Genomic DNA, 22372 nt, shown 5'->3' on the forward strand with positions numbered 1-22372 from the left:
GGCCTGAAGGCTAACCGGTGGAAACGGATTCGAAGCCTGATCAGGCCATCGCCTATGATCGCCGGGTGGCTGAGCAGCCCAGTGATCTCTCAGAAGAAGCCCTGACCAAAGCCGTCAGCGCGGCCCGGCATGCCTTTGAGCTGGCCGGTGACCTCGACGCGCTCGCGCGCGCCAAGACCGAGCACCTCGGCGATCGTGCCCCGATCGCCCTGGCTCGGCAGGCGCTGGCGACGCTGCCGAAGGCCGACCGCGCCGACGCCGGCAAGCGGGTCAACGTCGCCCGCGGCGAGGCCCAGCGCGCGTACGACGAGCGGCTGGCCGCGCTGCGGGCCGAGCGCGACGCCGCGGTGCTGGTCGCCGAACGCATCGATGTGACGCTGCCCTCGACGCGGCAGCCGGTGGGCGCCCGGCACCCGATCACGATCCTGGCGGAGAACGTCGCAGACACCTTCGTGGCGATGGGCTGGGAACTGGCCGAGGGCCCTGAGGTCGAGACCGAGCAGTTCAACTTCGACGCGCTCAACTTCCCGCCGGACCATCCGGCGCGGAGTGAGCAGGACACCTTCCAGGTCGCCCCGGACGGGTCGCGGCAGGTGCTGCGTACCCACACCTCGCCCGTCCAGATCCGCGCATTGCTCGAACGCGATCTGCCCGTCTACGTCGTGTCGATCGGGCGGACCTTCCGTACCGACGAACTCGATTCCACCCACACGCCCGTCTTCCACCAGGTGGAGGGGTTGGCTGTGGACAAGGGTCTGACCATGGCGAATCTGCGCGGCACGCTGGACGCATTCGCACGGTCCCAGTTCGGACCGGAGGGGCGCACCCGGTTCCGTCCGCACTTCTTCCCGTTCACCGAACCGTCGGCCGAGGTGGACATCTGGTTCCCCGGCAAGAAGGGCGGCCCCGGCTGGGTCGAGTGGGGCGGCTGCGGCATGGTCAACCCGAATGTGTTGCGCGCCTGCGGTATCGACCCCGACGTCTACTCCGGCTTTGCCTTCGGTATGGGATTGGAGCGAACCCTGCAGTTCCGCAACGGAATTCCTGACATGCGTGACATGGTCGAGGGTGACGTCCGCTTCTCGCTGCCGTTCGGGGTCGGTGCCTGATGCGGATTCCCTTCAGCTGGCTGCGTGAGGCCGTCCGCGCCGGTGCCCCGGATTGGGATGCGTCCGTCGAGGAGCTCGAAGAGACGTTCATCCGGATCGGTCATGAGGTCGAGGAGATCATCCCGATCGGTCCGGTGAGTGGTCCGCTGACCGTCGGCCGGGTCGCCGCGATCGAGGAACTGACCGAGTTCAAGAAGCCGATCCGGGCCTGCAAGGTCGACGTCGGCGTCCGGAATGTCGACGGTGAATTCCGCGATATCGTTTGTGGTGCAACGAATTTCGCTGTCGGTGATCTGGTCGTGGTGGCGCTCCCCGACACCGTGCTGCCTGGTGACTTCACAATCGCCACGCGCAAGACCTACGGCCGGGTTTCCGACGGAATGATCTGCTCGGCGTCGGAGATGAACCTGGGTGTCGAGGGCGCAGGCATCCTGGTCCTGCCCGAGGGCACGGCTGAGCCGGGCACCCCGGCCGCCGACGTCCTCGGCCTCGACGATGTGGTGTTCCATCTGGCGATCACGCCGGACCGCGGCTACTGCCTGTCGGTCCGTGGACTGGCCCGCGAGATCGCCTGCGCCAACAACCTGGATTTCGTCGATCTGGCCGACGTGACACCACTGCCTGCCGAGGGTGAGGCCTGGCCGCTGACCGTCCAGCCTGGCACCGGGGTACAACGTTTCGGGCTGCGCCCGGTCACGGGCATCGACCCGGCGGCGGTGTCGCCGTGGTGGATGCAGCGTCGGTTGATGCTCAGCGGTATCCGCGCCATCTCCCCGGCGGTCGACGTGACGAACTACGTCATGCTCGAACTCGGTCACCCGATGCACGCGCATGACAGCAGCTTGATCACCGGCGGCTTCGATGTGCGGTTCGCCCGCGACGGCGAGAAGGTGGTCACCCTCGACGATGTCGAGCGCACCTTGAACTCGGCTGACGTGTTGATCGTCGACGACGTCGCGACCGCCGCAATCGGCGGCGTCATGGGCGCGGGCACCACCGAGGTGCGCGATTCCACCACCGACGTGCTGCTGGAAGCCGCGGTGTGGGATCCGGCCGCGGTGTCGCGCACCCAGCGTCGACTGCACCTGGCCAGTGAGGCCGGCCGCCGCTACGAGCGTTCGGTTGACCCGGCCATTTCGGTTGCCGCACTTGATCGTTGCGCAACCCTGCTGGCCGAGATCGCCGGCGGAACCGTCGAACCGAAGCTCACCGACTGGCGGGTGGACGGGCGCACCGACTGGTCCCAACCGGCCGTCGAGATCCCCGCTGACCTGCCCGACCGGACCGCCGGCGTCGACTACGCCGCAGGCACCACGGCGCGGCGGCTCATCCAGATCGGTGCCGAAGTCACCGGTTCCGACGTGCTCACCGTCACGCCGCCGAGTTGGCGGCCCGATATGCGTCAGCGTGCCGACCTTGTCGAGGAGGTGCTGCGACTGGAGGGTTTGGAGTCCATCCCGTCGGTGCTGCCGACCGCGCCGGCCGGTCGTGGCCTGACCCCCGTCCAGAAGCGTCGCCGTGCCATCGGCAAGTCGCTCGCCCTGGCCGGGTTCGTCGAGGTCCTGCCCACACCGTTCCTGCCCGCCGGCGTGTTCGACGCCTGGGGTCTGGCCGCCGACGATGTCCGCCGCAACGCCGCCAGGGTGCTCAACCCATTGGAGGCCGATCGGCCGCAGCTGGCCACCACGTTGCTGCCCGGATTGCTTGAAGCGTTGGGCCGCAACGTCTCCCGTGGTGCCGCCGATGTGGCGCTGTTCGGGATTCAGCAGGTGGTGCACCCGACCGAGCAGACCCGATCCGTCGAGCGCATCCCGAATGACCGTCGGCCCACCGACGAGGAGATCGCCGGGCTCGACGCGTCGCTGCCGCATCAGCCGCAGCATGTCGCGGCGGTACTGACCGGACTGCGGGAGCCCGCGGGGCCCTGGGGTCCGGGACGTCCGGTCGAGGCCGCCGACGCGTTCGAGGCGGTACGGGTGATCGGCCGCGCCGCCGGGGTGGAATTCACCCTCCGCGCGGCCCAGGAACTGCCATGGCATCCCGGCCGCTGTGCCGAGGTGCTCGTGGGCGACACGATCGTCGGCTACGCCGGTCAATTGCATCCTGCGGTCGTCGAGCGGACGGGGCTGCCGAAGGGCACGTGTGCCGTCGAACTCGACCTCGATGCCGTACCGATCGTCGAGGCGCTGCCTGCGCCGAAGGTGTCGCCGTTCCCGGCCGTGTTCCAGGACATCAGCGTGATCGTGGCCGACGATGTGGCCGCGGCTGCCGTCGTCGATGCGGTCCGTGACGGGGCCGGCGAGCTGCTGGAGGACGTCCGGTTGTTCGACGTCTACACCGGCCCGCAGATCGGGGAGGGGCGTAAGTCGCTGACTCTGGCGCTGCGGTTCCGGGCTTCCGACCGGACGCTGACCGAGGACGAGGCCAGCGCCGCCCGCGATGCCGCGGTCGTGGTGGCCGGTGAGCGCGTCGGCGCCGTCCTGCGGGGCTGATTCAGCACCGCGAGCGTGCGCGTCTGCTGGCGAAACACCGTCGAACTTGCCTACTCCGCGCACGCTCGAATCATCGTGAACGTGCGCATGAGGTCGGTGGGTAACGGCGTGTTGAGGTGCAGACGCGCAGGCTCGCACGGGATGAATTAATGAGTTTGCATCTGCATGCATAACAATGCAGAATTGCTGCATGACTTCGATAGCGGTCGCCGGCGCCAGCGGCTACGCCGGCGGAGAGATCCTGCGATTGCTGCTCGGGCACCCGGCCTACGCTGACGGCCGGTTGACCATCGGGGCGCTGACCGCGGCCTCCAGCGCCGGAACCACGCTGGCCGAGCATCACCCGCACTTGTTGCCGTTGGCCTCGCGGGTTCTGGAACCCACCGACGCCGAGGTGCTGACCGGTCATGACGTGGTGTTCCTGGGCCTGCCGCATGGTCATTCCGCGGCGTTGGCCGAACAGCTCGGCCCCGACACGCTGATCATCGACTGCGGCGCCGACTTCCGGCTGACCGACGCCGGCGACTGGGAGAAGTTCTACGGCTCGGCACACGCGGGCAGCTGGCCCTACGGTCTGCCGGAACTGCCCGGGGCCCGGGACCGGCTGAAGGGCGCCAAGCGCATCGCGGTGCCGGGCTGCTATCCGACGGCGGCGCTGCTGGCGCTGCTGCCCGCCGTCGCCGCCGACCTCGTCGAACCGGCCGTCACGGTCGTCGCCGTGAGCGGCACCTCGGGCGCGGGAAAGTCCGCCAAGGTCGACCTGCTGGGCGCCGAGGTGATCGGCTCGGCACGTGCCTACAACATCGCCGGTAAGCACCGGCACACCCCCGAGATTGCCCAGGGCCTGCGTTCGGTGACCGACAAAGACGTCACCGTCTCCTTCACCCCGGTGCTGATCCCTACTTCCCGCGGCATCCTGGCGACCTGCACCGCCCGCACCGAGGCTTCGGAGGCCGAGATCCGGGCAGCCTACGAAAAGGCTTACGACGCAGAGCCGTTCATTCACCTGCTGCCCGAGGGGCAGCTGCCCAAGACCAGTTCGGTGATCGGTAGCAACGCCGCGCAGATCGCGGTCGCGGTCGACGAACAGGCGAAGGCACTGGTGGCCATCGCCGCCATCGACAACCTGACCAAGGGCACCGGCGGCGCCGCGGTGCAGTCGATGAACCTGGCGCTGGGCTGGCCCGAAACCGAAGGACTGTCGATCGTGGGAGTAGCGCCGTGACCGAAACCAAGCTGGTCCGCTCCCAGGGTGTCACCGCTCCCGCGGGCTTCCGGGCGGCCGGAATCGCCGCCGGTATCAAGGCATCCGGCGCACCGGACCTGGCGCTGGTCTTCAACGAGGGGCCGGATTACGCCGCGGCCGGCGTGTTCACCCGCAACAAGATCAAGGCTGCACCGGTGCAGTGGTCGCAGCAGGTGCTGACCAGCGGCCGGCTACGTGCCGTGATCCTGAACTCGGGCGGTGCCAACGCCTGTACCGGCCCACTGGGTTTCCAGGACACCCACGCCACCGCCGAGGCCGTGGCCACCGCGCTGAGTGACTGGGGCACCGAGACCGGTGCCATCGAGGTTGCCGTGTGCTCGACGGGCCTGATCGGTGACCGGTTGCCGATGGACAAGGTGCTGGCCGGCGTGACCGAGATCGTGCACGAGATCGCCGGAGGACTGACCGGCGGCGACGACGCAGCCCGGGCCATCATGACCACAGACACCGTGCCGAAACAGGTTGCGCTGCACCATTCGGTGGAGTCGGGGGACAACTGGACCCTGGGCGGGATGGCGAAGGGCGCCGGCATGCTCGCGCCGTCGCTGGCCACCATGCTGGTGGTGCTGACCACCGATGCCGTCGCTGAAAGCGCGGCACTCGACACCGCGCTGAGGCGGGCGACAGCGCTGACCTTCGACCGGCTCGACGTCGACGGCAGCTGCTCGACCAACGACACCGTGCTGCTGCTCGCGTCCGGCGCCAGCGAGATCGCGCCGAGCCAGGACGATCTCAACGAGGCCGTGCTGCGGGTCTGTGACGACCTGTGCGCACAGCTGCAGGCCGACGCCGAAGGCGTCACCAAGCGCGTCGTCATCACCGTGACCGGCGCCGAAACCGAGGACGATGCACTGGTCGCCGCCCGTGTCATCGCCCGCGACAGCCTGGTCAAGACCGCGCTGTTCGGTTCCGATCCCAACTGGGGCCGGGTGCTCGCCGCTGTCGGCATCGCGCCGGTGAAGCTGGACCCGGAACGGATCAGCGTGTCGTTCAACGGTTCTCCGGTGTGCGTCGACGGTTCGGGCGCGCCAGGTGCCCGCGACGTCGACCTGTCCGGCGAAGACATCGCCGTGGTGGTGAACCTGGGTGTGGGCTCGCACGAAGCTTCCATCAGGACCACCGACCTCTCGCACGCCTACGTCGAAGAGAACTCGGCCTACAGCTCATGAGCCAGGCCATCGAGCGCGGCGTCAAGGCCCAGGTGCTCGCCTCGGCGCTGCCGTGGCTCAAGCAACTGCACGGCAAGATCGTCGTCGTCAAGTACGGCGGCAACGCCATGACCGACGACACCCTCAAGGCGGCGTTCGCCGCCGACATGGTGTTCCTGCGCAACTGCGGCATCCACCCGGTGGTGGTGCACGGCGGCGGGCCCCAGATCAGCGCGATGCTCAAGAAGCTGGGCATTGCAGGTGATTTCAAGGGCGGCTTCCGGGTGACCACGCCCGAGGTGCTCGACGTGGCGCGCATGGTGCTGTTCGGTCAGGTGGGCCGGGAACTGGTCAACCTGATCAATGCCCACGGTCCCTACGCGGTGGGCCTGACCGGTGAGGACGCGCATCTGTTCACCGCGGTGCGACGCAGCGTCACCGTGGACGGTGTGGCCACCGACATCGGGCTGGTCGGCGACGTCGAGCACGTCAACGCCGGGTCGCTGCTGGATCTCATTGCGGCAGGACGGATTCCGGTCGTCTCGACCATCGGGCCGGATGTCGACGGCGTGGTGCACAACATCAACGCCGACACCGCGGCCGCGGCACTGGCCGAGGCGCTGGGTGCCGAGAAGCTGGTCATGCTGACCGACGTGGAGGGGCTCTACACCGACTGGCCCGACCGTTCCTCGCTGGTCAGCGAGATCGACACCGAGGCCCTGACCCAGCTGCTGCCCACGCTCGAATCGGGCATGGTGCCCAAGATCGAAGCCTGTCTACGCGCGGTGGCCGGCGGGGTGCCGAGTGCGCACGTGATCGACGGACGCGTCGAACACTGTGTGCTGGTCGAACTTTTCACCGATGAAGGAACCGGAACCAAGGTGGTGGCGAAGTGACCCTCCAGGACCGCTGGGAAGCGGTGATGATGAACAACTACGGCACCCCGCCGTTGGCGCTGGCCAGCGGTGACGGAGCGGTGGTCACCGACACCGACGGCAAGTCCTACCTGGACCTGCTCGGCGGTATCGCCGTCAACCTGCTCGGGCACCGCCACCCGGGCGTCATCGAGGCCGTCACCACACAGCTCAACACGCTGGGCCACACCTCCAACCTGTACGCCACCGAGCCGGGCATCGCGCTGGCCGAGGCATTGGTCGGGCACCTCGGAACCCAGGCGCGGGCGTTCTTCTGCAACTCGGGCACCGAGGCCAACGAGGTCGCCTTCAAGATCACCCGGCTCACCGGCAAGACGAACATCGTTGCCGCCCAGGGAGCCTTCCACGGCCGCACGATGGGGTCGCTGGCGCTCACCGGCCAGCCCGCCAAGCAGGCCCCGTTCGAGCCGCTGCCGGGCAACGTCACCCATGTGCCCTATGGGGATTCCGAAGCCCTTGCCGCCGCAGTCGATTCGGACACCGCCGCGGTGTTCCTGGAGCCGATCATGGGGGAGGGCGGCGTCGTCGTCCCGCCGGCCGGTTACCTCGCGAAAGCCCGGGAGATCACCGCAAAACACGGCGCACTCCTGGTTCTCGACGAGGTACAGACCGGCGTCGGGCGCACCGGTGCGTTCTACGCGCACCAGCACGACGGCATCACCCCCGACATCGTCACGCTGGCCAAGGGCCTGGGTGGCGGGCTTCCGATCGGCGCCTGCCTGGCCATCGGCGCGGCCGGTGATCTGCTCACCCCGGGACTGCACGGCAGCACGTTCGGAGGCAACCCGGTGTGCACCGCCGCCGCGCTGGCGGTGCTCAAGGCGCTCGCCGACGGTGACCTGGTCGCGCGCGCCGGGGTGCTCGGCAAGACCCTGAGCCACGGCATCGAGGAGTTGGGCCACCCGCTCGTCGACCACGTGCGCGGCAAGGGCCTGCTCCAGGGCGTGGTGCTGACCGCACCGAGCGCCAAGGCCGTCGAGGCCGCCGCGCGCGACGCCGGATTCCTGGTCAATGCCGCTGCAGCGGACGTCATCCGGCTGGCGCCGCCCCTGATCATCACCGAACCGCAGATCGAGACGTTCCTGTCCGCTCTGCCCGCCGTTCTCGACACCGCTGTGGAGGCTGCTTCATGACCATCCGGCATTTCCTGCGCGACGACGACCTGTCACCCGATGAGCAGGCCGAGGTGCTCGCCCTGGCCGCCGAACTCAAGAAGGCACCGTTCTCGCGGCGCCCGCTCGAGGGCCCGCGCGGCGTCGCGGTGATCTTCGAGAAGAACTCGACCCGCACCCGGTTCTCGTTCGAGATGGGCATCGCCCAGCTCGGCGGCCACGCCGTGGTGGTCGACGGCCGCAGCACCCAGCTGGGCCGCGAGGAGACCCTCGAGGACACCGGCGCAGTGCTGTCCCGCTACGTCGACGCCATCGTGTGGCGCACCTTCGCCCAGGAGCGGCTGACGGCCATGGCCTCGGGATCGACGGTTCCGATCGTGAACGCGCTGTCTGACGAATTCCACCCGTGCCAGGTGCTGGCCGACCTGCAGACGCTGGCCGAGCGCCGGGGCGAGCTCAAGGGCCTGAGGATGACGTACCTGGGCGACGGGGCCAACAACATGGCGCACTCGCTGATGCTGGGCGGGGTCACCGCGGGCATCCACGTCACCATCGCCGCGCCGGCCGGATTCGAACCGGACCCGCACTTCGTCGAGGCCGCCAAGCGCCGCGCCAGTGAAACTGGAGCAACCGTGTCCGTCACCGATGACGCACAGGCCGGGGTCGACGGGGTCGACGTGCTCGTCACCGACACCTGGACGTCGATGGGCCAGGAGAACGACGGGCTCGACCGGGTGCGGCCGTTCCGTCCGTTCCAGGTCAACGCCGACCTGCTCAAGCGTGCCGACCCGGAAGCCATTGTGCTGCACTGCCTTCCGGCGCACCGCGGTCACGAGATCACCGACGAGGTGATCGACGGGCCGCAGAGCGCGGTGTTCGACGAGGCCGAGAACCGGCTGCATGCGCAGAAGGCCATGCTGGTGTGGTTGCTGGAGCGAGCCTGACGTGAGCGCACCGACCCGCGCCGGCCGTCAGGCCCGCATCATCGCCCTCCTGTCGGCCAGGCAGGTGAGCAGCCAAACCGAACTGGCCGCCCTGCTGGGCCAGGAGGGCATCGAGGTCACCCAGGCCACGCTGTCGCGGGACCTGGAGGAGCTCGGCGCGGTGAAACTGCGTGGCGCCGACGGCGGCGTCGGTGTGTATGTGGTGCCCGAGGACGGCAGCCCGGTGCGGGGTGTGTCCGGTGGCACCGAACGGTTGACCCGCTTGCTGGGGGACTTGCTGGTATCGACCGACGCCAGCGCTAACCTTGCCGTGCTGCGCACCCCGCCCGGGGCGGCGCATTACCTGGCCAGCGCGATCGACCGCGCCGCCCTGCCGTATGTGGTCGGCACCATCGCCGGTGACGACACCATCCTGATGGTGGCGCGCGACCCGATGACCGGGGCCGAACTTGCCAAAACCATCGAGAACTTGAAATAGAGCCCAAAACAAGGAGATTGCTCATGTCCGAACGCGTCATCCTGGCGTACTCCGGAGGTCTGGACACCTCGGTCGCGATCAGCTGGATCGGCAAGGAGACCGGCAAAGAGGTCGTCGCCGTCGCCATAGATCTCGGCCAGGGCGGCGAGGACATGGATGTCGTCCGGCAGCGTGCCCTGGACTGCGGTGCGGTCGAGGCTGTCGTGGTCGACGCCCGTGACGAGTTCGCCGACGAATACTGCCTGCCGACCATCAAGGCGAACGCGCTCTACATGGATCGCTACCCGCTGGTGTCGGCCATCAGCCGCCCGCTGATCGTCAAGCATCTGGTCGACGCTGCCCGCAGCCACGGCGGCACCGTCGTCGCGCACGGCTGCACCGGCAAGGGCAACGATCAGGTGCGCTTCGAGGTCGGCTTCGCTTCCCTCGCACCCGAACTCGACGTCATCGCCCCGGTCCGCGACTACGCCTGGACCCGCGAGAAGGCCATCGCGTTCGCCGAGGAGAACGCGATCCCGATCAACGTCACCAAGCGTTCGCCGTTCTCGATCGACCAGAACGTGTGGGGCCGCGCGGTGGAGACCGGGTTCCTCGAGGACCTGTGGAACGCCCCGACCAAGGACGTCTACGACTACACCCAGGACCCGACGGTCAACTTCAACGCCCCCGACGAGCTGATCATCAGCTTCGACAAGGGCCGCCCGATGGCGATCGACGGTCGTCCGCTGTCCGTGCTGGAGATCATCCAGGAGCTCAACACCCGGGCCGGCGCCCAGGGCGTGGGCCGGCTCGACGTGGTCGAGGACCGGCTGGTCGGCATCAAGAGCCGCGAGATCTACGAGGCCCCGGGGGCGATGGTGCTGATCACCGCGCACACCGAGCTCGAGCACGTGACGCTTGAGCGCGAGCTGGGCCGGTACAAGCGAGGCGTCGACCAGAAGTGGGGCGAGCTCACCTACGACGGCCTGTGGTTCAGCCCGCTGAAGCGGTCGCTGGAGGTGTTCGTCGAGCACACGCAGGAGCACGTCTCCGGCGACATCCGGCTCGTTCTGCATGCCGGGAGCGTCATCGTCAACGGTCGCCGGTCCGGTGAGTCGCTGTACGACTTCAACCTCGCCACCTACGACGAGGGCGACAGCTTCGACCAGAGCGCGGCCAAGGGCTTCGTGCAGCTGCACGGTCTGAGCTCCAAGATCTCGGCCAAGCGCGACCTGGGCCTGTAAGTGACATGAGCACCAACGACGGAACCACCAACGAAGGATCGCTGTGGGGCGGCCGGTTCGCCGACGGTCCTTCGGCAGCCCTTGCCGCACTGAGCAAGTCGACCCATTTCGACTGGGTGCTGGCGCCGTACGACGTCACCGCGTCGAAGGCCCACGCCCGAGTTCTGCACCGGGCCGGCCTGCTCACCGATGAGCAGCGGGACGGGCTGCTCGCGGGCCTGGACAGCCTGGGTTCCGACGTCGCCGACGGCAGTTTCGGGCCGCTGGTCACCGACGAGGATGTGCACGGTGCTCTGGAGCGCGGCCTGATCGACCGGGTCGGGCCGGATCTCGGCGGCCGGCTACGGGCCGGACGTTCGCGTAACGACCAGGTGGCCACGCTGTTCCGGATGTGGCTGCGCGACGCCGTCCGCCGGGTGGCCGACGGCGTGCTCGAGGTGGTCAACGCGTTGGCGGTGCAGGCCGCCGCGCATCCGACGGCCATCATGCCGGGCAAGACCCACCTGCAGGCCGCGCAGCCGATCCTGCTCGCGCACCATCTGCTGGCGCACGCTCATCCGCTGCTGCGCAATGTCGACCGGCTCGCCGATTTCGACGACCGCACCGCCGTCTCGCCCTACGGTTCCGGGGCACTGGCCGGTTCCTCGCTGGGCCTGGATCCCGATGCGATTGCCGCGGATCTCGGATTCGCCTCGGCGGCAGACAATTCCGTCGACGCCACCGCGGCCCGCGATTTCGCGGCCGAGGCGGCTTTCGTCTTCGCTCAGATCGGGGTGGATCTGTCCCGGCTCGCCGAGGACATCATCCTGTGGAGCACCACCGAATTCGGTTACGTGACCTTGCACGACGCCTGGTCGACCGGCAGTTCGATCATGCCGCAGAAGAAGAACCCGGACATCGCCGAGTTGGCCCGCGGCAAGTCAGGACGCCTGATCGGCAACCTCACGGGCCTGCTGGCCACGCTCAAGGCGCAGCCCCTGGCCTACAACCGGGATCTGCAGGAGGACAAGGAGCCGGTCTTCGACTCGGTGGCCCAGTTGGAGCTGTTGCTGCCCGCGATGGCCGGCCTGGTGGGCACGCTGACCTTCGACGAAGAACGGATGGCCGCGCTGGCACCTGCCGGTTACACGCTGGCCACCGATATCGCCGAATGGCTGGTCCGCCAAGGGGTTCCGTTCCGGGTTGCCCATGAGGCCGCGGGGGAGGCCGTGCGCGTCGCCGAGGGGCGCGGGGTCGGGCTAGACGAACTCACCGACGACGAGTTCGGCGCGATCAACCCCGCGCTCACCGCGCAGGTGCGCGAGGTGCTGACCGTGGAGGGGTCGGTCAACGCGCGCAGTGCGCGTGGCGGTACGTCACCGGTTCAGGTCGCCAAGCAGCTCGGCGTGGTCCGAAAGACCGCTGAGGAATTGCGGATCCGGCTGCGCCGCTAGCCGATCTGCTCGCCGAGTTCGAACCAGCGTTCCTCGACCTCGGCGACTTCGTCCTCGAGCGCGCGGATGGCGGCCACCTTGACCGCGAGTCCCTCGAAATCGGACTGGTCATGGTCCGCCATCGCCGTCCGGGACCGGTTGATCTGTTCCTGCAGTTTCTCCAGCCGGCGTTCCAGGGCGGACACCTCCTTCTGCGCGGCCCGCAACTCGGCGCCGGACAGCCCGTCCGGTGCAGTGCCGGCAGCAGTTGCCTGTGCTGCGCCGGTCTCCGACCCATGGGCAGCCCGCAACCGCAGGTACTCGTCCACCCCGCCCGGCAGATGCCGCAGATGCCCGCCGAGGATCCCGTACTGCTGATCGGTGACCCGCTCCAGAAAATAGCGATCGTGGCTCACCACGATCAGCGTGCCGGGCCACGAATCGAGCAGATCCTCCATGGCGGAGAGCATGTCGGTGTCCAGGTCATTGGTGGGTTCGTCGAGGATCAGCACATTGGGTTGTGCCAGCAGGATCAACAGCAGTTGCAGGCGACGTTGCTGTCCGCCGGAGAGGTCCTTGACCGGTGTCGACAACTGGGCGCTTGAGAACCCGAGGCGCTCGAGCAACTGCCCGGGCGTGAGTTCCTGGGCCTTCGACCCGCTGCCGAACACATATGTCGTGCGCAGGTTGGCCAGTACTGTCCGCACCGGATCGCCGAGGTGTGGCTCAAGCTCGTCGACGGTCTGGGTGAGGGTCGCCACCTGCAGCGTCTTACCGTGTTTGACCCGTCCGGAGGTCGGTTGCACCGAGCCGTCGATCAGGCCGAGCAGCGTCGATTTTCCGGCGCCGTTGACGCCGAGGATCCCGGTGCGCTCACCCGGGGCGATCCTCCACTCGACCTGGTGCAGCACCTCGCGGTCGCCGTAGCTCACCGACACGTCCAACAGGTCGACGACCTGCTTCCCGAGCCGGGACACTGCCAGGGACTGCAGTGCGACCTTGTCCCGGATCTCGGGCACGTCGGCGATCAGTGCGTTGGCCGCGTCGATACGGAACTTCGGCTTCGAGGTACGGGCCGGAGCGCCGCGACGCAGCCAGGCCAGTTCCTTGCGGGCCAGGTTCTGCCTGCGCGCCTCGATCGTGGCCGCCTGACGGTCGCGTTCCACCCGCTGCAGGATGTAGGCGGCGTAGCCGCCGTCGAACGGTTCGACGATGCGGTCGTGCACTTCCCATGTGGTCGTACAGACCTCGTCGAGAAACCAGCGGTCGTGCGTCACCACCAGCAGTCCGCCGGACGACGCGGACCAGCGCTTCTTGAGGTGCGCGGCGAGCCAGGTGATCGCCTCCACGTCGAGGTGGTTGGTCGGCTCGTCGAGCGCCAGCACGTCGTGATCGCCGGCGAGCAGCCTGGCCAGAGCCACCCGGCGCCGCTGACCGCCCGACAGCGTGCCGAGTCGGGCGTCCCACGGCAGGTCTGCGAGCAGTCCCGCGATGACATCGCGCCCACGGGGGTCGCCGGCCCACTCGTGTTCGGGCACGTCGCCGACCACGGCGTGGCCGACCGTGTCGGTGTCGTCGAGGGTGTCGGCCTGATCGAGTACGCCGATCCGCACGCCACCGCGCACGGTGACCCGTCCGGAATCGGGTTCGAGTCTGCCGGCCAGCATGGCCAGCAGGCTGGATTTGCCGTCGCCGTTGCGGCCGACGATGCCGATCCGGTCGCCTTCGCTGACGCCGACGGTGACCGCGTCGAACACCACCCCGGCGGGGTACTCCAGATGCAGGGTTTCGCCCCCGAGCAGGTGTGCCATCGCCGCCGACCCTATCGTCCGGCGCCCGCGAAACCGGCATCGCAGGGGGCCACTGTCGGCATCGCGGTGATCACATCGGCGATTGGTTGCTGTTATGCCATGATGACGACGTCAATCGGGGGTCGGGTGAGTTGTCAGGTGGGGAGCAAACTGGTGGATTTCTCGGCAGTGACCAAACCGGTCGAGCGGTTGCTGGCAACCGCGCAGAACGGTCTGGAGGTACTGCGCTACGGAGGCCTGGAGACCGGTGCGGTCCCGTCACCGTTCCAGATCATCCAGAGTGTGCCGATGTACCGGCTGCGGCGGTACTTCCCGCCTGACGCCCGCCCCGGTGCCCAGGATCCACGTCCCCCGGTGCTGATGGTGCATCCGATGATGATGTCGGCCGACATGTGGGACGTGACGCGCGACGACGGTGCGGTCGGCATCCTGCACGCCGCGGGTGTCGACCCGTGGGTCATCGACTTCGGCTCGCCCGACAAGGTCGAGGGCGGTATGCAGCGCAACCTCGCCGACCATGTGGTGGCGTTGTCGGAGGCCATCGACATCGTCAAGGAGGTCACCGGTCGCGACGTGCACCTGGCCGGCTACTCGCAGGGCGGGATGTTCGCCTACCAGGTCGCTGCTTACCGGCGGTCCAAGGATCTGGCGAGCATCATCGCATTCGGATCCCCGGTCGACACCCTGGCCGCGTTGCCGATGAACCTTCCGGCCGGGGTCGCCGCGGGTGCGGCGGACTTCATGGCCGATCACGTGTTCAGTCGCATCGATATCCCGGGCTGGTTGGCGCGCACCGGCTTCCAGATGCTCGACCCGATCAAGACCGCGCAGTCGCGGCTGGAGTTCCTGCGTCAGTTGCACGACCGCGAAGCCCTGCTGCCGCGTGAGCAGCAGCGCCGCTTCCTGTCGTCGGACGGCTGGATCGCCTGGTCCGGGCCGGCGATCGCCGAACTGCTCAAGCAGTTCATCGCGCACAACCGGATGATGACCGGCGGCTTCTCCGTCCACGGCGACCTGGTCACGCTCTCCGACATCGACTGCCCGATCCTGGCGGTGATCGGTGAGGTCGACGACATCGGCCAACCGGCCGCGGTGCGCGGCATCAAACGGGCCGCACCGGACGCGGACGTCTACGAATACCTGATCAGGGCAGGACATTTCGGCCTGGTCGTGGGGTCCAAGGCCTCGACCCAGACCTGGCCGACAGTGGCGCAGTGGGTGAAATGGCTCGGCGGAGAACAGAAGCCCGACGGCGTGGTGCCGATGGGGTCGCAGCCGGCGGATCATCCCGAGGGCGGAGTGTCGTTCTCCACCCGCGTCACCCACGGCGCGACCGCGGCCACCGAGATGGCGTTCGGCGTGGCCCGCTCGGCCGCCGAGGCGCTGGTGACGGCGAACAAGAACGCCCGGACCCTGGTCATCGAGACGGCTCGCACGCTGCCCCGGTTGGCCCGGTTGGGTCAGGTCAACGATCACACCCGGATCTCGCTCGGCCGGATCATGAGCGAGCAGGCCCGCAGCGCCCCCAACGGCGAGGCGCTGCTGTTCGACGGCCGCGTGCATACCTACGAGGCCGTGGATCGCCGGATCAACAATGTGGTGCACGGACTGATCGACGTCGGTGTGCGCCAGGGCGCCCGGGTCGGCGTCCTGATGGACACCCGGCCCAGTGCCCTGGTCGCCATCGCGGCGCTGTCCCGGCTGGGAGCGGTGGCCGTGCTGCTGCCGGAGGCGGACCTGGCCGAGGCGGCCCGTCTCGGTGGCGTGGCCGAGATCATCGCCGACCCCAGCCATCTCGATGTGGCCCGCAAGCTGGACATGCGCGTGCTGGTCCTCGGCGGCGGTGAGAGCCGCGACCTCGATCTGCCAGAGGAAACGGACGACGTCGCCGCGGTCGTCGATATGGAGAAGATCGACCCCGACGTCGTCGAACTGCCCGGCTGGTACCGGCCCAACCCGGGCCTCGCACGCGACCTGGCTTTCGTCGCCTTCAGCGAGGTCGGCGGGGAGCTCGTGGCCCGCCAGATCACCAACTTCCGATGGGCCCTGTCCGCGTTCGGCACCGCGTCGGCGGCGAATCTGGGCCGTGGCGACACGGTCTACTGCCTGACCCCGCTGCATCATCAGTCCGGTCTGCTGGTCAGCCTGGGCGGTGCCGTGGTCGGTGGTTCACGCATCGCGCTGTCGCGCGGACTGCAGCCCGACCGGTTCCTGCAGGAGATCCGGCAGTACGGCGTCACCGTCGTGTCCTACACCTGGGCGATGCTGCGCGAGGTCATCGACGATCCGTCGTTCTCGCTCACCGGAAATCACCCGGTTCGGTTGTTCATCGGATCCGGCATGCCGGCCGGGTTGTGGAAGCGCGTGGTCGACGTGTTCGAGCCGGCGCAGGTCGTGGAGTTCTTCGCCACCACAGACGGACAGGCCGTGCTGGCCAATGTGTCCGGGGCCAAGATCGGCAGCAAGGGCCGGCCGTTGCCCGGCGGCGGCACCGTCGAACTCGCCGCCTACGACGCCGACGACGACCTGATCCTGGAAGACGAGCAGGGGTTCGTGCGCAAGGCCGAGGCCAACGAGGTGGGTGTGCTGCTGGCTCACCCGCGTGGCCCGGTCGATCCGACGGCCGTGGTCAAGCGCGGTGTCTTCGCGCCGGCCGACACCTGGGTGTCCACCGAGTTCCTGTTCCGTCGCGACGAGGACGGTGACTACTGGCTGGTCGACAACCGTGGTGCGGTGATCCGGACCGAGCGAGGCCCGGTGTTCGCGACAAGCGTCAACGACGCGGTCGGCCGGCTCGACGCGGTCGACATGTCGGTGACCTACGGCATCGAGGAGTCGGGCCGGCAGTTGGCGGTGACAGCCCTGGCGCTGCGCCCCGGCGGCAGCGTCCCTACCGCCGATCTGTCGCTCGCCCTGGAGGATCTGGCCGCCGGCAACCCGCCCGACGTGGTGCACGTGGTGGCCGACATGGAACTCGGTGCGTCGTACCGTCCGCTCGTCGCGCCGTTGCGGGCCGCGGGCATCCCGAAATCCGGCCGGCGTAACTGCTGGTACCTCGACGCCGATACAGGGACGTACAAGAAATTGACCGCGGCCAGCCGGGCCGAACTGGTCGCCGGCGGCGCCGACGACGAGGCCGACGCCGACTAACAGCGACGCCGGACGGGATGCCGGGGCCAGAACGCGCTGTTACGCTCCGGCGGACGGCAGAACGACTGGAGGATCGATGACATCGGGATCGGGTGCGAACAGCTGGCGTCGGGTCATGACCGGCGGTGCGCTGGTCCTGGGCCTGCTGGTGGGCGCGGGTGCGCCGACGGCTGCCGCCGACCCCGCTCAGCCGACCCCGGCCGCGGATGCACCCGGGTCGGCCGCTCCGGCGGCCCCGCAGATGACCGCCGACGAGGCGTTGTCCATCATCGCCAAGGATTACGACACCGGCGAGGGCGGCGGCCAGATCTCGACACTGATCCACGACATCCTGAAGCTGCGTCAGCAGGGCTACAAGCCGTCGAACGCCAACCGTGAGGCGATCACCAAGGCCCTCGACAAGCGCCCCAACCAGGTCCCGCTGATCAACGCCCTCAAGAGCACGCTGTCCTACCAACGCAAGTTGCAGGCACAGTCCCAGGCACAGATTCCGCAGCAGAGTGGACTCAACCCGGGGGTGGGCCAGTTCCCGGGCGGTATCGCTCCGATTCCGGGCGGGGGCGGGGGACAGCCCGGCCCGAGTGGCGGCATCCAGATCCCGCTGGGCTAACTTCACGTGGTGGTCGACGACAAGCTTCTGAGCATCCTGGTCTGCCCGCAGGACCGCGGGCCACTGCTGCTGGCCGGAACGGACTGGCTCTACAACCCCCGGTTGCGGCGCGCCTACCGGATCGAGGACGGCATCCCGGTCCTTCTGGTCGACGAGGCCGTGGCCATCGAGGATGACGCCGAGCACCGGCGGTTGATGGAGCTGGCCGGGTCAGGGGAGTCCGGGTAGGTCACCGGTCAGATAGCGCTGCAGGGTGGGTGCGATCGTCTCGGCGATCTGATCCGCCGGCAGCGTGGCGAAGGGCTCGAGCTCCAGGATGTAACGCGCCATCGCGACCCCGACCAGTTGTGAGGCGACGAACTGGATGCGGATCCGGGAACTGCCGGGCGGGTTGTCCACCCGTGGCCCGATTTCGCCGATGATGATGTCCTGGAGAAACGACCGGACCAGCGATACGTCGTTGCCGGCCAGGATGGAGCGCAGCGTCGCGACAAAGCCCTTGCCGATCTCGGAATCCCACAGCGGCAACAGGATTGACGGCAGCGTGTGTCCGATCTGGTCGACCGGCACCTCTTTGAGCCGGCTGATCACGGTCATCGGATCGATGGGAATGTGGATCGCCGCGGCGAATAGTTGGGTCTTGGTGCCGAAGTAGTGGTGCACCAGTGCCGCGTCCACTCCGGCATCGGAGGCGATGGAGCGGATCGATGTCTTGTCGATTCCGTTGCGGGCGAACAATTCTCGCGCACTGGTCAGAATGCGCTCGCGTTTGTCCGATGGTCCGGCCGGGCGGCCGGGCCGTTTGCGTTCTCTGCTGGAGTCGACGTCGGTGCTCACGGGTTCCTAGGGGGTTCGACGGCGCAGGGTGGCCGCGGCCAGACACAGTGCCAGCGCCGCAAAGCCGAGCACGATCGCGATGTCGCGTGCCGCGATGGCGGTCAGCTCAGCATGGGCGCCGACCTGCTGCAGGGCTTCGAGTGCATAGCTGGCCGGTAGCACGTTACTGATCCACTGCAGCCAGTCCGGCAGCGCGGCCCGCGGCACGATGATGCCGCACAACAGCAGCTGGGGCGCGATCACCACCGGCATGAACTGCACGGCCTGGAACTCGGTGCGGGCGAACGCGCTGCACAACAGCCCCAGACCGACGCCGAGTACGGCGTTGATGATCGCGATCAGGAACACCAGAATGGGGCTGCCCTCGGTGTGGAGTCCGAGGAACCAGAACGAGACGACGCAGGCGAGGGTGGCCTGCGCCGCGGCGGCGATCGAGAACGCGGTGCCGTAGGCGGCGAGCAGATCGAACCGCCGCAGTGGGGTGGTCAGAATGCGCTCGAGAGTTCCCGAGACACGTTCGCGCTGCATGGTGATCGAGGTGATCAGAAACATCACGATGAGCGGGAAGACGCCGAGCATGATCAGGCAGGCATTGTTGAACGGTGTCGGTTGCCCGGGCGCGTGCGGTGCGTTCTGGAACATGAAGTACATCAGCGTGATGATCAGGCTGGGGACCAACAGGATCATCGCCACGCTGCGATGGTCGGCGGCGAGCTGTCGCAGGATCCGTCCGGTGGTGGCCAGGTAGGCGGCCGGGCTCAATCGGCTCGGCTGTGCTCGGCTGTGGCGCTGCGCCGGATGACGGTGAGAAACGCTTCCTCCAGGGACGTGCATTCCGTGTCCTTCCGTAGCTGGTCAGGGGTGGTGTGGGCAAGCAATCGGCCTTCGCGCATGAGCAGCAGGTCGCCGCAGTGGTCGGCCTCGTCCATGACGTGACTGGAAACCAGCAGGGTTGTTCCGCGCCGTGACAGTTCGTTGAACTGTTCCCACAGGTCGACGCGCAGGACCGGGTCGAGGCCGACGGTCGGCTCGTCGAGCACCAGGAGTTCGGGTTCGGCCACCAGGGCGCAGGCGAGCGACACCCGGGTCCGTTGCCCTCCGGAGAGGTTGCCGCAGTACGCGGTGCGGTGATCGTCGAGTCCGACCGCCCGAATGGCGCCGGCCGCCGAGTCCGCCGACGTGCCGTACAGCGCGGAGAAGTAGCGGACGTTGTCGATGACCCGCAGGTCGTTGTAGATCGTCGGATCCTGCGTGACGTATCCGACGCGGTGGCGCAGCGGTGCCGTACCGGCGGGGTGTCCGAGCACCGTGACGGTGCCCGCCTCGATGATCTGGGTCCCGACGATGCTGCGGATCAGGGTGGTTTTGCCGCAGCCTGACGGGCCGAGCAGGCCGGTGATGGCACCACGGGAGATCCGCACCGAGAGGTCTCGAATCGCGGGACGTCCACCACGGCTGACCTGCAGTCCGGTGATGTCGACGGCGGGGGCGGCGGCGTTGGACGGGAAACCGGTCGAGAATTCATCGATCGATGAAGTCATCATGTGATGAATAATGCGCCCACGTATGGCCGGTGTCAACGGTGGATGTTGCGGAGTGCAAAATCGCTCGGGTGGGCTTGCAGATAGGCACCGAGCTGTTGGCTGGTGACCCCTTGTTCGCAGCCCGTCGGCTGTTGGGGGCCGAGCTGACCGGACGCGGTGTTCGCGCCGTCATCGTCGAGGTCGAGGCGTACGGCGGCCCGCCAGACGGCCCCTGGCCCGACGCTGCCTCGCATTCGTTTCGCGGTGCAGGCGGGCGGAATCTCGTGATGTTCGGCCCGCCCGGACACCTGTACACCTACCGCAGCCATGGCATTCATGTCTGCGCAAATGTGGTCTGCGGATACGACGGTGTGGCGGGCGCGGTCCTGCTGCGTGCTGCGGTGGTGAGTGCCGGCACCGAGGTGGCCGCGCGGCGCCGGGGGCCTGCGGTGCTCCCCGTTGCGTTGGCGAGAGGGCCGGGAAATCTGTGCTCTGCCTTGGGAATCGCTATGGAGGACAACGGGATTGACCTCTTCGATGTCGACAGCCCGGTGCGGTTGACGCTGGGCGATGCGGTCCCGGGGGTCGATGGCCCACGGGTGGGCGTGAGTAAGGCCGCCGACCGGCGGTGGCGGTTCTGGATTGCCGGCCGGGGAGAGGTCTCCGCGTATCGGCGCAGCCCGCGTGCGCCTGCGCCCGGCACCAGTGATTGACCTGCGCAATGCGGCATGATCGTCGTCATGAGCATGGGAATCCTGGATGAGCTGGACTGGCGTGGGCTGATCGCCCAGTCGACCGACCGCGATGCGTTGGCGAACGACCTGGCCAAAGGCCCCATGACCGTCTATTCGGGCTTCGACCCGACCGCGCCCAGCCTGCACGCAGGCCACCTGGTTCCGTTGCTCACGTTGCGGCGGTTCCAACGTGCCGGGCACCGGCCGATCGTGCTCGCCGGTGGGGCGACCGGGATGATCGGTGACCCTCGCGACACGGGGGAGCGCACTCTGAACACCGCCGACACGGTGTCGGACTGGGCCGGACGCATTCGCGGTCAGTTGGAGCGGTTCGTCGAATTCGACGACAGCCCGACCGGTGCGATCGTCGAGAACAACCTCAATTGGACAGGCCAGCTCTCGGCCATCGAATTCCTACGCGACCTGGGAAAATACTTCTCGGTGAACGTGATGCTGGATCGGGAGACGGTCCGCCGCCGGCTCGAAGGCGACGGTATTTCCTACACCGAGTTCAGCTACATGCTGCTGCAGGCCAACGACTTCGTGGAGCTACACCAGCGGCATGGTTGCGCATTGCAGATCGGTGGCTCCGATCAGTGGGGCAACATCGTCGCCGGCGCCCGATTGGTGCGCCAGAAGCTGGGCGCCACCGTGCATGCGATGACGACACCGCTGGTCACCGACTCCGAAGGTAAGAAGTTCGGCAAGTCGACCGGCGGCGGCAACGTGTGGCTCGATCCCGAGATGACCAGCCCGTACGCCTGGTACCAGTACTTCGTGAATGCCGCCGATGCCGACGTCATCGGTTACCTGCGGTGGTTCACCTTTCTGTCGCCGGAGGAGATCAGCGAGCTCGAGGACGCCACAAAGAACCGTGCGCATGAACGCGCCGCGCAGAAGCGGTTGGCGCGTGAACTCACCACGTTGGTGCATGGGGAAGGGGCGACGAAGGCGGTCGAGCTGGCCAGCCAGGCGTTGTTCGGTCGTGGTGAGTTGGCGGACCTCGACGGATCGACGCTCGGCGCCGCGCTGCGCGAAGCCAGTAGTGGGCAGGTAGCCGAGCTGAAGCCGGGCGGCCCGGATTCGATCGTGGATTTGTTGGTGAGCACCGGGTTGGCGGCAAGTAAGGGGGCCGCGCGCCGCAATGTCGCCGAGGGCGGGGTGTACGTGAACAACATTCGCATTGAAAGCGACGAGTGGTTACCACAGCATTCCGATTTTCTGCATGAGCGTTGGCTCGTGTTGCGACGTGGCAAGCGGCACATTGCCGGCGTCGAGCGCACCGGCGGCTAGCGCATCCGGAAGTCGCGCTCTGACCTGGGAAAACGTCGCAGCGACCTGGCGATTTGACTCGCTGTTAGCGCTCACGTAACTTATTCCAGGTCAGAGCGACACGGACAAGCGCCGGGGAGCGAAGACGAAATCCGAGAGAGACACCCATTACGGTGGGTATTCTCACTGCCCGCAGAAACTCAGCGGCTTTTAGCCGCGGGATTTCTGCGCGACAAACTCGGGCGTGTTGTTTGAGAACTCAATAGTGTGTTTGGTGGTTTTTGTTTGTTGTTTTTGGCCACGCTCTTTTTCCCG

At 67.9% G+C, this 22372-nt stretch carries 19 protein-coding genes; 15 read left to right on the plus strand and 4 right to left on the minus strand.

Annotated features, from left to right (window positions below; all coding sequences use genetic code 11):
- Nucleotides 1-65: 65 nt before the first annotated feature.
- From pheS to argH, 10 genes are all read left to right on the plus strand, one after another.
- Nucleotides 66-1109, plus strand: coding sequence for a phenylalanine--tRNA ligase subunit alpha (gene pheS, locus AC4LGL_RS22785; RefSeq protein WP_491840740.1), 1044 nt, complete (start codon nucleotides 66-68; stop codon nucleotides 1107-1109).
- Nucleotides 1109-3601, plus strand: a complete 2493-nt coding sequence (pheT, locus tag AC4LGL_RS22790; protein WP_491840741.1) for a phenylalanine--tRNA ligase subunit beta — start codon at nucleotides 1109-1111, stop codon at nucleotides 3599-3601. Before pheS ends, pheT begins: the two co-directional genes overlap by 1 nt.
- Before the next feature lie 190 nt (nucleotides 3602-3791).
- On the plus strand, nucleotides 3792-4826 hold the full coding sequence (gene argC / locus AC4LGL_RS22795; protein ID WP_491840742.1) for an N-acetyl-gamma-glutamyl-phosphate reductase: 1035 nt from the start codon (nucleotides 3792-3794) through the stop codon (nucleotides 4824-4826).
- A complete protein-coding gene (gene argJ / locus AC4LGL_RS22800; protein ID WP_491840743.1) occupies nucleotides 4823-6037 on the plus strand; it encodes a bifunctional glutamate N-acetyltransferase/amino-acid acetyltransferase ArgJ in 1215 nt (404 codons plus the stop codon). Before argC ends, argJ begins: the two co-directional genes overlap by 4 nt.
- The gene (gene argB / locus AC4LGL_RS22805) at nucleotides 6034-6912 is read left to right on the plus strand and encodes an acetylglutamate kinase (RefSeq protein WP_491840744.1); all 879 of its coding nucleotides are present in this window, start codon (nucleotides 6034-6036) and stop codon (nucleotides 6910-6912) included. Before argJ ends, argB begins: the two co-directional genes overlap by 4 nt.
- Nucleotides 6909-8084 carry an acetylornithine transaminase gene (locus AC4LGL_RS22810; RefSeq protein ID WP_491840745.1) on the plus strand — a complete coding sequence of 392 codons (1176 nt, stop codon included), beginning with the start codon at nucleotides 6909-6911 and terminating at the stop codon, nucleotides 8082-8084. Before argB ends, AC4LGL_RS22810 begins: the two co-directional genes overlap by 4 nt.
- The gene (gene argF, locus AC4LGL_RS22815; protein WP_055114710.1) at nucleotides 8081-9007 is read left to right on the plus strand and encodes an ornithine carbamoyltransferase; all 927 of its coding nucleotides are present in this window, start codon (nucleotides 8081-8083) and stop codon (nucleotides 9005-9007) included. The genes AC4LGL_RS22810 and argF overlap by 4 nt, the downstream gene beginning before the upstream one ends.
- 1 nt (nucleotide 9008) lies before the next feature.
- Nucleotides 9009-9485 carry an arginine repressor gene (locus AC4LGL_RS22820; RefSeq protein WP_491840746.1) on the plus strand — a complete coding sequence of 159 codons (477 nt, stop codon included), beginning with the start codon at nucleotides 9009-9011 and terminating at the stop codon, nucleotides 9483-9485.
- Nucleotides 9486-9508: 23 nt separating this feature from the next.
- Nucleotides 9509-10708, plus strand: coding sequence for an argininosuccinate synthase (locus tag AC4LGL_RS22825; protein WP_491840747.1), 1200 nt, complete (start codon nucleotides 9509-9511; stop codon nucleotides 10706-10708).
- 5 nt (nucleotides 10709-10713) lie between these two features.
- Nucleotides 10714-12141 carry an argininosuccinate lyase gene (gene argH, locus AC4LGL_RS22830; protein ID WP_491840748.1) on the plus strand — a complete coding sequence of 476 codons (1428 nt, stop codon included), beginning with the start codon at nucleotides 10714-10716 and terminating at the stop codon, nucleotides 12139-12141.
- Here argH and AC4LGL_RS22835 read toward each other — a convergent pair.
- Nucleotides 12138-13931 (minus strand): ABC-F family ATP-binding cassette domain-containing protein, encoded by a 1794-nt coding sequence (locus AC4LGL_RS22835; protein ID WP_491840749.1) that lies wholly within the window; start codon nucleotides 13929-13931, stop codon nucleotides 12138-12140. The two genes, argH and AC4LGL_RS22835, sit on opposite strands and share 4 nt — an antisense overlap.
- Before the next feature lie 153 nt (nucleotides 13932-14084).
- On the opposite strand from AC4LGL_RS22835, the gene AC4LGL_RS22840 reads away from it, so the two are divergent.
- The 3 genes from AC4LGL_RS22840 to AC4LGL_RS22850 all read left to right on the plus strand — a co-directional run bounded on the left by AC4LGL_RS22840 (nucleotide 14085) and on the right by AC4LGL_RS22850 (nucleotide 17919).
- Entirely contained in the window at nucleotides 14085-17081 is a 2997-nt protein-coding gene (locus AC4LGL_RS22840; RefSeq protein ID WP_491840750.1) for an acyl-CoA synthetase, read from the plus strand.
- A gap of 76 nt (nucleotides 17082-17157) precedes the next feature.
- Complete coding sequence (locus AC4LGL_RS22845; protein ID WP_491840751.1) at nucleotides 17158-17691, plus strand: hypothetical protein; 534 nt, start codon at nucleotides 17158-17160, stop codon at nucleotides 17689-17691.
- A 9-nt stretch (nucleotides 17692-17700) separates the two neighbouring features.
- Entirely contained in the window at nucleotides 17701-17919 is a 219-nt protein-coding gene (locus AC4LGL_RS22850) for a Trm112 family protein (RefSeq protein WP_055120282.1), read from the plus strand.
- On the opposite strand, the gene AC4LGL_RS22855 is transcribed toward AC4LGL_RS22850, so the two are convergent.
- From AC4LGL_RS22855 to AC4LGL_RS22865, 3 genes are read right to left on the minus strand one after another with little or no spacing between them, the layout of a single operon-like run.
- Nucleotides 17902-18528: a TetR/AcrR family transcriptional regulator gene (locus AC4LGL_RS22855; protein ID WP_055114699.1), complete on the minus strand. Its 627-nt coding sequence runs from the start codon at nucleotides 18526-18528 to the stop codon at nucleotides 17902-17904. The two genes, AC4LGL_RS22850 and AC4LGL_RS22855, sit on opposite strands and share 18 nt — an antisense overlap.
- A gap of 6 nt (nucleotides 18529-18534) precedes the next feature.
- Entirely contained in the window at nucleotides 18535-19362 is an 828-nt protein-coding gene (locus AC4LGL_RS22860) for an ABC transporter permease (RefSeq protein WP_082939847.1), read from the minus strand.
- Nucleotides 19287-20072: an ABC transporter ATP-binding protein gene (locus tag AC4LGL_RS22865; RefSeq protein ID WP_491840752.1), complete on the minus strand. Its 786-nt coding sequence runs from the start codon at nucleotides 20070-20072 to the stop codon at nucleotides 19287-19289. Before AC4LGL_RS22865 ends, AC4LGL_RS22860 begins: the two co-directional genes overlap by 76 nt.
- Before the next feature lie 80 nt (nucleotides 20073-20152).
- Here AC4LGL_RS22865 and AC4LGL_RS22870 point away from each other — a divergent pair, with 80 nt between their 5' ends.
- Both AC4LGL_RS22870 and tyrS read left to right on the plus strand, forming a co-directional pair.
- Entirely contained in the window at nucleotides 20153-20764 is a 612-nt protein-coding gene (locus AC4LGL_RS22870; protein ID WP_491840774.1) for a DNA-3-methyladenine glycosylase, read from the plus strand.
- A 27-nt stretch (nucleotides 20765-20791) separates the two neighbouring features.
- Complete coding sequence (tyrS, locus tag AC4LGL_RS22875; RefSeq protein WP_491840753.1) at nucleotides 20792-22078, plus strand: tyrosine--tRNA ligase; 1287 nt, start codon at nucleotides 20792-20794, stop codon at nucleotides 22076-22078.
- The last annotated feature ends 294 nt before the right edge of the window (nucleotides 22079-22372 follow it).

This window comes from Mycolicibacterium arcueilense (assembly GCF_058536225.1).